Genomic DNA, 13,597 nt, shown 5'->3' on the forward strand with positions numbered 1-13,597 from the left:
ACATGAAAAAACTATTTACATTATTTATTTCTATTTTATTTGTTGTTACATTAACTGCATGTGGCACAGGTGATGAACCAGACGAGAGTGATGGTTCCAATGGAGAGAGTCAAACTGATGATAGTACTGAAGAAACGAATGAAACGACTTCTATTACTGTAGGAGCTACGGCAGTTCCTCATGCTGAAGTTTTAGAGCAAGCTAAACCAATCCTTGCTGAACAAGGTATTGACTTGAAGATTGAGACTTATGATGATTATGTACTTCCAAACAGAGACTTATATGAAGGTCGACTTGATGCAAACTATTATCAACATACACCATACCTAAACCAACAGCTAAAAGAGTTTGAGGAGTATGATTTCGTTAGTTTAGGTGGTATCCATATTGAACCTATTGGAATTTACTCCTCTAATATTTCTAGTGTGGATGAGATTCCTGAGAATACTCCTGTACTATTAAGTAGTTCTGTTGCAGATCACGGACGTATCTTAGCGTTGTTTGAACGTGAAGGACTCATCACCTTTAAGGATGGAGTAGATCCGCAAAGTGCTAGCATTGATGACATTGATGAAAATCCAAAAAACTTAGAATTTGATGCAACCTATGACCCTGCACTCCTTCCTCAATTTTATGAGCGCGAAGAAGATGCACTTGTTGCCATTAACACCAACTATGCGATTGAAGCAGATTTACACCCGGCAGAAGATGCTCTTATCCTAGAGGGATCTGAATCACCATATGCAAACCTTGTGGTGACAAACAGTGAAAATGAAAATGACGAAGCACTTCAAACACTAGTTGAAGTTTTACGATCCGAAGAAATTCAAAACTTTATGGAAGAGGAATATAAAGGTGCGATTGTACCTGTTAGTGAATAAAACTTTCTGACAATTCAAAGCATCTATAAGCTACTGAAAGTATGTAACGCAATTTATAAAGATGAGGGATGTATTAACCGCTGAGGACTATACATCCCTCATTTTATGTTCATACATATTTATTTGGATTTTGTGTAAGATAATCTTCCAGTGCTATAATCGTTGGTGTACAAAATAAGAAAGGGATGATTTAGTTATTTCTGATCATTTAGATTTAACGTACACAGGTGAAATGGAGAAGGCTATGCAACAATCTCATGGTATTGGGTTTAAGGAGTATAGCCGCAAATTAGATAATCGATTGGAAGTTGAAAAACGAAGAGAAGAAGATTATAAAAAAGGTCGACAAGTATACGCAGAGGTTGATCGACAGTTATTTAGATAAAAGAATATATACGTAATTAAGAAGGGACTGCTCAAATTTTGAGTAGTCCCTTTGTCTTGTGTAATGTTTAAAATTTGGTGTTTCGTATATTAAGGCTTATAATGGAGGAATAGTGATGAAATTTATACTTATTTTAATTCATATCTGAGCAATGGTGCTCCCTCTTTTATTCTTGAATATAATTTCGAAATGTTATAAGATTGTAATGAGAATAGATTGAGAATGAGACCAAAAATTTATAAATACAATATTGGAGGTATCTTTATGGCAGCTTCAACTTTAGAAATTAAAGATCTTCATGTCGAAATTGAAGGAAAAGAGATCTTAAAAGGGGTAAACCTTACGATAAATGGTGGGGAATTCCACGCAGTAATGGGACCAAATGGAACAGGTAAATCTACTCTTGCTTCTGCAATTATGGGTCATCCCAAATATGAAGTTACTCAAGGTAAGGTCCTATTAGATGGTGAAGACGTATTAGAGATGGAAGTAGACGAACGTGCAAAAGCTGGTCTTTTCCTAGCTATGCAATATCCAAGTGAAATTAGTGGGGTAACAAACTCTGATTTCTTGCGTTCTTCTATTAATGCTCTACGTGGAGAAGGAAACGAAATCCCGCTAATGAAGTTCATTAAGGAAATGGACGAGGCGATGGACTACTTAGAGATTGATAAAAATATGGCACAACGTTACTTAAATGAAGGATTTTCTGGCGGTGAAAAGAAACGTAACGAAATCCTCCAGCTAATGCTTCTTAAACCTGCTATTGCAGTCTTGGATGAAATTGACTCTGGGTTAGATATTGACGCATTAAAGGTTGTTTCCAAAGGAATTAACAAGCTAAGAGGCGAGGATTTTGGTTGCTTGATCATCACTCACTATCAGCGTTTACTTGATTACATCACACCTGACAAAGTACATGTAATGATGCAAGGTCGTGTTGTGAAATCAGGTGGTCCTGAGCTTGCGAAACGTCTTGAAGAAGAAGGCTATGACTGGATTAAAGAAGAACTAGGAATCGAAGACGAAACTGTTGAGCAAGAAGCGTAATACGTTAGGAGGGATATCATGGCCGTAGAAACTAAATTACCATACGATAAGCAGTATGTGACCCAATTTTCTGAAGGACGTGGAGAGCCGGACTGGATGAAAAATTTCAGACTTGAGGCCTTAGAACAAGCTGAAAATCTTCCAATGCCAAAGCCTGAGAAAACTAAAATTGATAAATGGAATTTCACAAACTTTACTCACCATGTTTCTGGAGATAAAGTAGACTCAATTGATGAATTACCAGATGAGATTAAAGCTTTCTTCAATGAAGATAAAAGTAAAAATGTCATTATTCAACGTAACCATAGTGTTGCTTTTTCATCCGTATCAGAAACCTTAACAGATAAAGGTGTTATTTTCACGGATATTCAAACTGCATTACATGAACATCCAGATCTTGTTAAAAAATACTACATGAGAGATGCTATTAAAGTTGACGACAACCGTTTAACAGCTCTACACGCTGCTTTATTAAATGGCGGAGTATTTGTTTATGTACCGAAAAATGTCGTGATTGAAGATCCATTACAAGTCGTTTTCTGGCAAGAGGACGATGAAGCCGCATTGTATAACCATGTATTACTTGTAGCTGACCAAGGTAGTGAAGTCACTTACGTTGAGAATTATATTTCTCAAAATACGGAAAAACAATCAGTAGCAAATATTGTTACCGAAGTAGTAGCACTTGATCAAGCTCGAGTTTCTTATGGAGCAGTAGATAACTTTGCTACAGGAACTACAACCTATGTTAACCGTCGTGGAGTTGCGTATCGCGACGCAAAAATCGAATGGGCAATTGGCCAAATGAATGATGGAAATACCATTTCAGAAAACGTAACGAACCTAATGGGTGACAACTCATACGCTGAAGCAAAGGCTGTATCAGTTGGACGTGGAGACCAAAAGCAAAACTTCGTTGCCAACATCACACACTTCGGAAAGTTTTCTGAAGGTTATATCCTACAGCATGGGGTAATGAAAGATGATGCAAATTCCATCTTTAGTGGAATCGGCAAAATTGAACATGGTGCTATGAAATCAGATGCACAACAGGAATCTAGAGTTCTCATGCTTAGCCAAGGGGCTCGTGGTGATGCAAACCCAATCCTTCTAATCGATGAAGATGATGTAACGGCAGGGCACGCTGCTTCTGTTGGCCGTGTAGACCCAGTCCAACTTTACTACTTAATGAGTCGGGGAATCTCAAAAGCAGAGGCTGAGAGATTAATTATCCACGGATTCTTAAATCCAGTAGTTGAACAAATTCCAATCGAAGCGGTAAGAAAACAGCTTACACAAGTAATTGAAAGGAAAGTAAACTAATGGACATCCAAGCGATTCGCAAAGATTTTCCCATTCTGAATCAGGAAGTCAATGGTCATCCTTTAGTTTATTTAGATAGTGCGGCAACATCCCAAAAGCCGTTACCTGTAATTGAAAAGGTTAATGAATACTATTCTATGCACAACTCCAATGTGCATAGAGGTGTTCATACATTGGGAAACAGAGCGACTGAAGGATACGAAGGTGCCCGGGAGAAGGTTCGTAATTTTATTAATGCGAAAAGCACGAAGGAAATTATTTTCACAAGAGGAACCACTACATCCATTAATAAAATCGCTTATAGCTATGCTAGGACTAATTTAAAGGAAGGGGACGAAATTGTCCTCACACCTATGGAGCATCATAGTAACATTATTCCATGGCAACAAGCTGCAAAAGCTGTTGGTGCGAAACTTCAGTATCTTCCACTACAGCCTGATGGAACGATTCTATTAGAAGATGTAGAGAAGGCGGTTAATGAACGGACGAAAATTGTTGCAATGGTACACGTGTCCAATGTTTTGGGTACAATTAATCCGATTAAAGAAGTTACAGAAATTGCCCATAAAAATGGAGCAATTATGGTAGTAGATGGAGCGCAAAGTACTCCACATATGAGAATTGATGTTCAAGACTTAGATTGCGATTTCTTCGCATTTTCAGGGCACAAAATGTGTGGACCAAGTGGTGTTGGTGTGCTTTATGGGAAGAAAAAATTATTAGAAAACATGGAGCCCGTTGAATTTGGTGGAGAAATGATTGATTTTGTAGATTTACATGAATCCACATGGAAGGAACTACCTTGGAAGTTTGAGGGAGGTACTCCAATCATAGCAGGTGCTGTTGGCTTAGGAGCTGCCATTGACTACCTCGAAGAAATAGGGCTTGAGAACATCAATCAACATGAGAAAGAGTTAGCGGCCTATGCTTTAGAACAACTGCGAACTTTAGCTGGCATTGACATTTATGGCCCAGAAAAACGAGCTGGACTTGTTACCTTTAATTTAGATGATGTTCATCCTCATGATGTTGCAACCGTATTGGATTCCTTAGGGATCGCTGTGCGTGCGGGACACCATTGTGCACAACCGTTAATGAAGTGGTTAGATGTCACAGCTACAGCAAGAGCAAGTTTTTACCTTTACAACACCAAGGAAGAAATTGATATACTAGTATCAGGACTTCAGAAATCAAAGGAGTTTTTTGGGGATGTCTTTTGATAACCTAGACACATTATACCGACAAGTGATCATGGATCATTACAAGAATCCTCGAAACAGGGGCACTCTATCTGGTGAAGACCATTTGAGTGTGGATATGAATAATCCAACTTGTGGTGACCGGATTCAACTGCAAATGCAGGTGGAAGATGGTAAGGTCACAGATGCGAAGTTTGAAGGAGAAGGCTGTTCAATAAGTATGTCATCAGCTTCCATGATGACACAAGTAATCAAAGAGAAAACAGTAGATGAAGCCTTAAAGCTTTCGAAAATCTTTTCAGAAATGATTCAAGGAAAAGATGTAGATACAGACGAATTAGATTTAGGAGATGCTCAGGCGCTACAAGGAGTATCAAAATTTCCTGCACGTGTAAAATGTGCGACATTAGCATGGAAAGCTATGGAGAAAGGTGTAGGCGTAGAGGAAGAGTAATGTGATCCTCATGATGTCAATCACTTTTCTATTCTTAAAGGAGGTATTAACATGGCAAAGAAAGCACCTGAAGTTGGTGAGTACAAATATGGGTTTTCTGACCGTGATGTTTCCATTTTCCGTACTGAACGTGGTTTGACGGAGAATGTAGTTCGTGAAATATCTAAAATGAAAGAAGAACCTGAGTGGATGCTTGAGTACCGTCTAAAAGCATTAAAATTCTTTTATAGCAAACCAATGCCTCAATGGGGTGGAGATTTAGCTGAGCTTGATTTTGATGAAATTACCTATTATGTAAAACCATCCGAAAAATCAGAGCGTTCTTGGGATGAAGTACCTGATGAAATTAAACAGACGTTTGACAAATTAGGTATTCCAGAAGCAGAACAAAAGTATTTAGCTGGTGTTTCTGCACAGTACGAATCTGAAGTGGTTTATCACAATATGAAAGAAGACCTAGAAAAGTTAGGTATTGTCTTTAAAGATACAGATACAGCCTTAAAAGAGAATGAGGACTTATTTAAAGAATACTTTGGAAAAATTATTCCTTACTCAGATAACAAGTTTGCTGCATTAAACTCAGCTGTTTGGTCTGGTGGTTCATTCATCTATGTTCCAAAAGGCGTAAAGACTGATACACCATTACAGGCTTATTTCCGTATTAACTCAGAAAACATGGGTCAATTCGAACGTACCTTGATTATTGTAGATGAGGGAGCCTCTGTACACTATGTTGAAGGCTGTACAGCTCCGGTTTATACAACCAACTCTCTTCACAGTGCCGTTGTAGAGATCTACGTGAAAAAAGATGCGTATTGCCGTTACACAACCATTCAAAACTGGGCAAACAACGTTTATAACTTAGTTACAAAGCGTGCTGAAGCTCATGAAAATGCGACAATGGAATGGGTTGATGGTAACATTGGCTCTAAGCTAACTATGAAATATCCAGCAGTTTTCCTAAAAGGTGAAGGTGCTCGCGGTATGACACTTTCTATCGCATTAGCTGGTAAAGGTCAGCATCAAGATGCGGGTGCGAAAATGATGCACTTAGCACCAAATACTTCATCAACAATCGTATCGAAGTCTATTTCTAAGCACGGCGGTAAAGTAACCTATCGTGGTATTGTTCACTTCGGTAAGAAGGCAGATGGTGCACGTTCTAATGTTGAATGTGATACGTTGATTATGGACAATAAATCAACCTCAGACACCATTCCTTACAACGAGATTATGAATGAAAATATCTCACTTGAGCACGAAGCGAAGGTCTCTAAAGTATCAGAGGAGCAACTCTTCTACTTGATGAGCCGCGGTATTTCCGAAGAAGAAGCTACTGAAATGATTGTAATGGGCTTCATTGAACCATTTACAAAAGAGCTACCAATGGAATATGCAGTAGAAATGAACCGTCTCATTAAGTTCGAAATGGAAGGTTCTATTGGTTAATTTCCACAAATAATAATGAAATGAAGAACCCGTTTCTGGTTTAAAATAATCAAAACGGGTTCTTTTTTCATTTTGCTTTTTAAGCAATATGTGGAATAATAAGAAGAAACTACAAACAGAAGTAGGGATTATGTTTGGTATACATCATATTTATTTTAATCGGTTTTTTATCAGCCTTTGTGGGGAGTATTGCTGGTCTTGGTGGCGGAGTAATATTTGTACCAAGTATCCTATTGTTAGCTCAGTTTTTTCCTGAGTTCTTTGATTGGGTTTCTCCACAGGCTCTGGTCGGAATGTCATTATTAGTTATGATCTTTACGGGGCTATCCTCTACCTATACATACTTAAAATATAAACGAGTCGATTTGAAAAGTGGATCGATCTTTTTATTAGCAAGTGTACCGGGCTCTCTATTTGGTGTATGGTTAAATCGTTATGTGGAGGGCGATTCGTTTCAATTATATTTTGGTTTATTAATGCTATTCATAACGGTGATGTTTTTTCTCCGTAAAAAAGAAGCTACTAAGCCGCTCATTCAAACTCAGAGAGGTGTTAAACGTACGTTTGAAATAAAGGATAAAACCTTTACCTATTCATATCCGATAACATTAGCACTTCTTATCGCTTTTGTAGTTGGTTTATGCTCAGGATTATTTGGTATTGGTGGAGGATCTCTCATGGTTCCGACTATGATTTTATTATTTGGATTCCCTCCCCAAATCGCAGCTCCAACATCCATGTTTATGATATTTATCTCGAGCTCTGTTAGCTCTATTGCGCACATCAGTCTAGGTCATATTATTTGGGAATATGTGATATTCTTTATTCCTGGTTCTTGGATTGGAGGTATCGTAGGGGCTAAAGTAAGCCAGCGTATGAAAGGAAATACCATAGAGTGGATTTTGCGGATATTGATTGTTCTCATCGGTATTAGACTTATTTGGAAAGGTCTAGCAGGCATGTAGATCTAGTATTAAGTTAGGAGAATGTTGGATGAGAGAGCCTATCTATCTTTATTTTACAAGTGACTTGCATAGTCATTTTGAAAACTGGCCTAAAATAATGGATTATTTACATAGACGTATTGAACAGCATCAAAAAAAAGGAGAAGCGTATTTTTTATTGGACAATGGAGACCATTTAGATCGGGTACATCCTATTACAGAAGCTTTTTTAGGGAAGAAAAATGTGGAACTATTAAATGTAGCTAACTATGATGTAGCTACCATTGGAAATAATGAGGGAATTACACTACCAGAGGAGAACGTGTACACCCTATATGACCACGCTCAGTTTGAAGTAGTGTGCGCAAATATACGACCTACCAACCAAGCAAAGCCTTCTTGGTTAAAGCCTTATACAATTTTAACAACAGAAGCGGGAACGCGTATCGGTGTGATAGGCTTAACTGCACCGTTCAACTTATTTTATGAGGGAATAAATTGGTATGCTGACTCCCCATATGAAATTCTCAATGAACGATTACCAGAGGTGAAAAGCCAAAGTGACATAGTCATTCTGCTTTCACATTTGGGTGTTAACGAGGATGAGCAAATTAGTAAAAAATATCATGACATTGATGTCATCATTGGCGGTCACACCCACCATTTATTTAAAAATGGTGAACAGATTGATAATACTTTACTAGGAGCGGTCGGTAAGTTTGGGCGATATGTTGGACAAAATTATTTGCTATGGGATCAAGAACAAAATGCTATAGTAAAAAAAGAAAGCCATGCCATTGATGTTAATCCCTTTGACTGCCACCTTGAGACAGAAAAGCTTATACAGGATTTACAACTGCAGGCCTATAAGCAGCTTAATGATCCGGTTGCAAAGATGAATAAAACGTATAAGATCGACTGGTTTTGTGAATCAGAGCTTATGAAAGAGTTAGTCAGTACTTTAAAGACGTGGACAAAGGCGGATTGTGCCATGCTAAATGCTGGGATTTTGTTAGAGGGGATTGCTGAAGGGGTTGTCACACGAGGTGATATTCATCGCATATGTCCTCATCCAATCAATCCGTGTAAAGTGCGAATAACTGGTGAGCTAATGCTAGAAATGATTCGTATGGTTCGATCCCAAAGGTTTGTAGAATTTCCCTTAAAGGGATTTGGATTTCGTGGAGAGGTTATTGGTCACATGGTGTTTTCAGGTGTGGACATCATTTCAAATACAGATCATGAAGAAAGCCCGTATATTACAAATGTATTGATTAACGGAAATCCAATCGAAAAGAAGAAGGTATATGAATTAGCTACGGCCGACACGTTTACCTTTGGTAAGCTTTTGCCTGAAGTAGCTGCTTCAAAGGATAAGGAGTATTACATACCTGAATTTATGAGAGACCTTTTGTTAGAAACCGTTAAAAAAATTCACTAATTTAGGTTCACGTTTGCTTACCTCCCTCATACATTGTAGCAGAAGGGAGCGTGAGGTAAGTTGGTAACGGTTGAACCATTATGGATTAAGGATAAACCTTTTACTGCTGTTCAAGTGAAATTACCTAAAACCAATCTTATGGTCATCTCAAATGAGGTTGGATACATTATGTGCGGTGCTTTAGATGTCGACTTATTAAGTGATAAGCTGTATGAAAGACAAATTGTAGCCGGAAGAGCAGTAGGGGTCAAAACCATTAGTGAACTACTTGAAGCGCCTCTTGATAAGGTAACATTAGCTTCAAAGGAGCAATATGGTTGGGAAGAGGGCATGAATTGCAAGGAAGCCCTTCTACGATTATAAGTACAAAGAGATCAAAACTAAGGCTTAGAAATAGCCTTAGTTTTTTTATTTCATTAATAAATATTTTGAAAATTAAATACATTTAATGTAAAATTACAAGTAATCCATAACAAAATAAAGGTGAAAAGAATGAAACCAAAACAAATAGAGCAGTTAAAGCCAGGAAACAAACTAGCTAAGCCCCTGTTTGATCAAAAAGGAAATCTCCTGCTTCACCAACAAACCGTACTAAATGAACACCTAATTGAACGTCTAAAAAAGTATGAAATTGATCAAGTGTATGTCACATCACCGACGATAGACAGCCCCTTAAACTTAATTACTAAAAGTAAAAAGGAAAAATGGGGTAAGGAACTAAAAAAGTCTTTTTATATATTAGATGATACCAACTTTGTAGAACAAACTTATGTTATAGAAGCAGCTGCTCAGGATTTGAAGAAAATTGTCTGTGAAATCCATAAACTGGTTTATAGTAATTCTGATATCGTTTCGTTAATTTCAGATGTAGTAGAGTTTGACGACTATCTCTACCATCATTCGTTAAATGTGGCTACCTATTCTTTAGCCATTGCAAGAGAACTGAATTTTTCTCAGGCTAGCCTAGAGGATTTAGGGTTAGCAGCTCTTTTGCATGATATCGGAAAAATGAAGGTGCCTGAAGATATAGTATTTAAATCTGGAAGGTTAACAGAACAAGAGTTTCAAGAAATTCAAAAGCATACATATTTGGGTTATGAAATTGTGAAGCAAATACCTAATATACCACAATCTGTGCTAAGAACGATTTACGAACACCATGAACGTTTAGATGGTTCCGGTTATCCGCAAAAACTAGCAGGAAATCAAATTCATCCATTTGCAAAAATTATAGCAGTTGCAGATGTCTTTGATGCGATTACGACTGAAAGAGTATATAAGGATAAGCAATTACCACATGAAGCCTTAGAGGTTCTTTATGCAGGAAGTGGTACACTCTTTGAACCAAAATTCATTGAGCTATTTCGAAATAATGTTGCGGTATATCCCAATGGAATGCGCGTTACATTAAGCGATGGGCGAAAAGGCGTGATTAAAAGGCAAAATAAAGATTTATCAGATCGCCCTGTAGTGGAAATATCCTCAAACAAGCATGAGTCATATGAATTAAATTTAGCCAAACATTTCAATATCGTGGTTACAGCGATACAATCATAAAAAAATTTATAGATTGGTCAACCCTCCTCGAAAATGTGCATATACATTCTTCTGAGGGGGTTATTTTTGTGAGAAGAAGATTTCGATTACAGCGTAAGATGGGACCGCCTCGTGTGGGTCAGGTATTTATTTTAACCTTAATTATTTTTTTTGCTACCATTATTTTTAGTTTATGGATTATTGATGAGGGAATCGAACCAACATTAATGGATATTGCCGAAACGAAAACGAGACAGGTAGCGAGATGGGCAATTAATGAAGCTGTTAACAAAAAGACAGCAGAAGAAATGGAAGAAAATGAGAGTGCATTGAATTTCGAATCAGATGAGGCGGGAAATGTTGTGAGTGGGGATTGGAATGAAGAATTAATCAATGAAGTCCATCGCAACACTACCTTTAGGGTTCAGAATTTCTTGAAGAAGGTTGAGAATGGTGAAATCTTACCCGAATCGTCATTAGATATAGAGTCAAATGCAGAAAATAATGGCGTTGCTTCAGATAATGTGGATCAACTCCCTACCATTGCAGAAATTCCATTAGGTCAAGCGACAAGAAATACATTACTGGCGAACTTAGGACCAAAAATACCTGTTCATTTCTCTATCCTGGGTGATGTACAGGGGGACCTCGTTGATGTAGTGGAACCTTATGGTATTAATGCAGCCCTATTTAATTTATATGTTGAACTGAAAGTAACGGTACGCATTGTAGTTCCTTTTTCAACGGATACTGCTGTGGTCAAGCAAAGAGTTTTAGTGGATCGAAAAGTTATACATGGTGAAGTTCCGAATTTCTATGGTGGCCAAGGCGGTAGTATGCCAGATGTTACCATTCCGGATGAATCCTTGCAATAGCCTCGTAACCATGCTAAAATTCTTAAGGATAACTTAATAGAGTTCGACCTTATCAGTACGATGAGGTAGAGGTGCAACTTTCATGAGTAGCCAATTGTGAGAATGAAAACGATGACCGTTGGTGAAAGGGGAAGCTGCCGAAGTATAAAATGGGGTCACCTGTTTTATGCTGGTATATAGGCTGAATAAGCCATATACTGTCATGCAAAATGAGTGTGATTTGCATGAAGAGCTACTGATCGTGATTAGGATAACATATTATTACTAGGTAATGATGGTTTCTAATCATTGCCTAGTTTTTTTGTTTAATAACTAAGTATACCTCTTAGTCATTTCTAATCTAACTTCCTCAAGTAGCTTCCTTCATGTGTTTCAGCTTGAATATTGAAGGGAGAGTATATATTATGACGGGAACCATTTATTCTTTAATTCCCCCACTTATTATGATCATCTTGGTATTACTTACGCGCAAGGTTACATTATCTCTAGGCGTTGGGATTATTATTGGCGCTTTATTTATTCACGAGTTTAATGTAATGGACTCTATTCAACAGATTTGGAGCGCGTTCTACGGCATTTTTGTCGCAGAGGGTGGCCCTAACATGGGAACCTTTTATCTATTATTCTTTTTGATTTTCTTGGGTATGCTGACAGCCTTCATGTCAGCATCTGGAGGAACGAGGGCTTTTGGCGAGTGGGCCATTACGAAGATTCAAACGAAAAAAGGTGCCCAGCTATTACCCTTCTTTTTAGGAATTATTATCTTTATTGATGACTACTTTAATAGTCTTGCAATTGGACAAGTGGCAAGACCGCTAACGGACCGACATAAAATATCTCGTGCGAAGCTTGCTTATTTAATTGATTCCACGTCTGCACCAGTAGCTGTGCTTTCCCCTATTTCAAGTTGGGGAGCGTTTATTATCGGTACTATCGGGGCAATTATTGCAGAGCATAATTTAAGCAACTTTCAACCATTGGAATCCTTTGTCAGAATGATTCCTATGAATATTTATGCTATTATTGCAATTTTCCTTGTTTTCTTAGTCGTTATCTTTAAGCTTAATCTTGGTGCAATGAGGAAACATGAACAACGTGCTGAGGAAACTGGAGAACTAGTTGATCCGAATCGAAATGACATTCCTGGTGAGTTGAAGGAAGAGTTTGTTCAGACAAATTCTGGTCGCATTTATCATTTAACTATTCCAATTGTTGTCTTAATTATAAGTACGATAGCAGCAATGGTCATAACCGGCAGAAATAATGTAGAAGAAAATGCAACATTACTAACCATTTTTGAAAATACAAATGTTAACTTATCTCTTTTTATTGGCGGACTTATTGCTGTATATCATTCTGCTATCTTTTACTTGATTCAAATGCAGCCAAAAACATCCACTTTCCTTGTTTTGAGGGAAGGGATAAAATCCATGCTACCTGCAATCTATATTTTAATATTAGCTTGGGTAATTGGTACGATTATCGAAAACCTTGGGACAGGTGATTATTTAGCCCTAGTTGTTGAGCGATCACAGCTTAGTCCATCCTATTTACCAGTTATTGTGTTTATTGTTTGTGGAATCATGGCTTTTGCTACAGGTACTTCATGGGGAACTTTTGGCATCATGCTTCCAATTGTTGGTCAAATAGCAGTTAACTCAGATGTTAACATGCTTCTTGCTTCTTTAGCAGCAGTTTTAGCAGGATCTGTCTTTGGGGACCATTGTTCACCGATATCAGATACTTCTATCCTGTCATCCACAGGAGCAGGCTCAAACCATATCGATCACGTTCTGACTCAAATCCCATATGCAGTAATCGCAGCGATCATTACGATTATTGGATATGTTGTATTGGGAATAACAGGAATGGTTTGGATAACATTAATTCTTTCTTTAGTCCTATTATTTGCTACAGCCTTAATTCTTAATAAATTGACACAATCCTAATTTTTAAGAGCAAAGTCATTGATATTGGCTTTGCTCTTTTTATTTTAAAATAAATTTTGACATTTTTCACAATAAGCCTTTGACACTAGGACAATATATTGTATAATACAA

At 37.6% G+C, this 13,597-nt stretch carries 13 protein-coding genes and 1 riboswitch; all 13 genes read left to right on the forward strand.

Annotation, left to right across the window (positions count from 1 at the left end; all coding sequences use genetic code 11):
* Positions 1-2: 2 nt before the first annotated feature.
* The 13 genes from GH754_RS02280 to GH754_RS02335 all read left to right on the forward strand — a co-directional run bounded on the left by GH754_RS02280 (position 3) and on the right by GH754_RS02335 (position 13,486).
* Entirely contained in the window at positions 3-881 is an 879-nt protein-coding gene (locus GH754_RS02280) for a MetQ/NlpA family ABC transporter substrate-binding protein (protein WP_153727100.1), read from the forward strand.
* A 244-nt stretch (positions 882-1,125) separates the two neighbouring features.
* Complete coding sequence (locus GH754_RS19400; protein ID WP_194841264.1) at positions 1,126-1,266, forward strand: hypothetical protein; 141 nt, start codon at positions 1,126-1,128, stop codon at positions 1,264-1,266.
* A 264-nt stretch (positions 1,267-1,530) separates the two neighbouring features.
* Complete coding sequence (gene sufC / locus GH754_RS02285) at positions 1,531-2,316, forward strand: Fe-S cluster assembly ATPase SufC (RefSeq protein WP_153727101.1); 786 nt, start codon at positions 1,531-1,533, stop codon at positions 2,314-2,316.
* A gap of 18 nt (positions 2,317-2,334) precedes the next feature.
* The gene (sufD, locus tag GH754_RS02290) at positions 2,335-3,639 is read left to right on the forward strand and encodes a Fe-S cluster assembly protein SufD (protein WP_153727102.1); all 1,305 of its coding nucleotides are present in this window, start codon (positions 2,335-2,337) and stop codon (positions 3,637-3,639) included.
* Positions 3,639-4,859 (forward strand): cysteine desulfurase, encoded by a 1,221-nt coding sequence (locus GH754_RS02295; protein ID WP_153727103.1) that lies wholly within the window; start codon positions 3,639-3,641, stop codon positions 4,857-4,859. Before sufD ends, GH754_RS02295 begins: the two co-directional genes overlap by 1 nt.
* The gene (gene sufU, locus GH754_RS02300) at positions 4,849-5,292 is read left to right on the forward strand and encodes a Fe-S cluster assembly sulfur transfer protein SufU (RefSeq protein WP_153727104.1); all 444 of its coding nucleotides are present in this window, start codon (positions 4,849-4,851) and stop codon (positions 5,290-5,292) included. Before GH754_RS02295 ends, sufU begins: the two co-directional genes overlap by 11 nt.
* A gap of 51 nt (positions 5,293-5,343) precedes the next feature.
* Positions 5,344-6,741, forward strand: coding sequence for a Fe-S cluster assembly protein SufB (sufB, locus tag GH754_RS02305; protein ID WP_153727105.1), 1,398 nt, complete (start codon positions 5,344-5,346; stop codon positions 6,739-6,741).
* Between the two features lie 134 nt (positions 6,742-6,875).
* On the forward strand, positions 6,876-7,706 hold the full coding sequence (locus GH754_RS02310; RefSeq protein WP_153727106.1) for a sulfite exporter TauE/SafE family protein: 831 nt from the start codon (positions 6,876-6,878) through the stop codon (positions 7,704-7,706).
* 28 nt (positions 7,707-7,734) lie between these two features.
* Positions 7,735-9,126: a bifunctional metallophosphatase/5'-nucleotidase gene (locus tag GH754_RS02315; RefSeq protein ID WP_153727107.1), complete on the forward strand. Its 1,392-nt coding sequence runs from the start codon at positions 7,735-7,737 to the stop codon at positions 9,124-9,126.
* Between the two features lie 60 nt (positions 9,127-9,186).
* A complete protein-coding gene (locus GH754_RS02320; protein WP_153727108.1) occupies positions 9,187-9,489 on the forward strand; it encodes a YunC family protein in 303 nt (100 codons plus the stop codon).
* 129 nt (positions 9,490-9,618) lie between these two features.
* Complete coding sequence (locus GH754_RS02325; RefSeq protein WP_153727109.1) at positions 9,619-10,683, forward strand: HD-GYP domain-containing protein; 1,065 nt, start codon at positions 9,619-9,621, stop codon at positions 10,681-10,683.
* 68 nt (positions 10,684-10,751) lie between these two features.
* Positions 10,752-11,537, forward strand: a complete 786-nt coding sequence (gene yunB / locus GH754_RS02330; protein WP_323741809.1) for a sporulation protein YunB — start codon at positions 10,752-10,754, stop codon at positions 11,535-11,537.
* Between the two features lie 58 nt (positions 11,538-11,595).
* Positions 11,596-11,780: riboswitch (Lysine riboswitch) on the forward strand.
* A 161-nt stretch (positions 11,781-11,941) separates the two neighbouring features.
* Complete coding sequence (locus tag GH754_RS02335; protein WP_153727110.1) at positions 11,942-13,486, forward strand: Na+/H+ antiporter NhaC family protein; 1,545 nt, start codon at positions 11,942-11,944, stop codon at positions 13,484-13,486.
* The last annotated feature ends 111 nt before the right edge of the window (positions 13,487-13,597 follow it).

This window comes from Salinibacillus xinjiangensis, assembly GCF_009649735.1.
In the GTDB taxonomy this organism is placed as follows: Bacteria; Bacillota; Bacilli; order Bacillales; family Alkalibacillaceae; genus Salinibacillus; species Salinibacillus xinjiangensis.

Excerpts from the sequence above, each read along its gene's own strand:
- sufC (WP_153727101.1), top strand. The coding sequence starts at position 1,531 with ATGGCAGCTTCAACTTTAGAAATTAAAGATCTTCATGTCGAAATTGAA.
- GH754_RS02280 (WP_153727100.1), top strand. The coding sequence starts at position 3 with ATGAAAAAACTATTTACATTATTTATTTCTATTTTATTTGTTGTTACA.
- GH754_RS02295 (WP_153727103.1), top strand. The coding sequence starts at position 3,639 with ATGGACATCCAAGCGATTCGCAAAGATTTTCCCATTCTGAATCAGGAA.
- GH754_RS02315 (WP_153727107.1), top strand. The coding sequence starts at position 7,735 with ATGAGAGAGCCTATCTATCTTTATTTTACAAGTGACTTGCATAGTCAT.
- sufB (WP_153727105.1), top strand. The coding sequence starts at position 5,344 with ATGGCAAAGAAAGCACCTGAAGTTGGTGAGTACAAATATGGGTTTTCT.
- GH754_RS19400 (WP_194841264.1), top strand. The coding sequence starts at position 1,126 with ATGCAACAATCTCATGGTATTGGGTTTAAGGAGTATAGCCGCAAATTA.
- GH754_RS02335 (WP_153727110.1), top strand. The coding sequence starts at position 11,942 with ATGACGGGAACCATTTATTCTTTAATTCCCCCACTTATTATGATCATC.
- sufU (WP_153727104.1), top strand. The coding sequence starts at position 4,849 with ATGTCTTTTGATAACCTAGACACATTATACCGACAAGTGATCATGGAT.
- sufD (WP_153727102.1), top strand. The coding sequence starts at position 2,335 with ATGGCCGTAGAAACTAAATTACCATACGATAAGCAGTATGTGACCCAA.
- GH754_RS02325 (WP_153727109.1), top strand. The coding sequence starts at position 9,619 with ATGAAACCAAAACAAATAGAGCAGTTAAAGCCAGGAAACAAACTAGCT.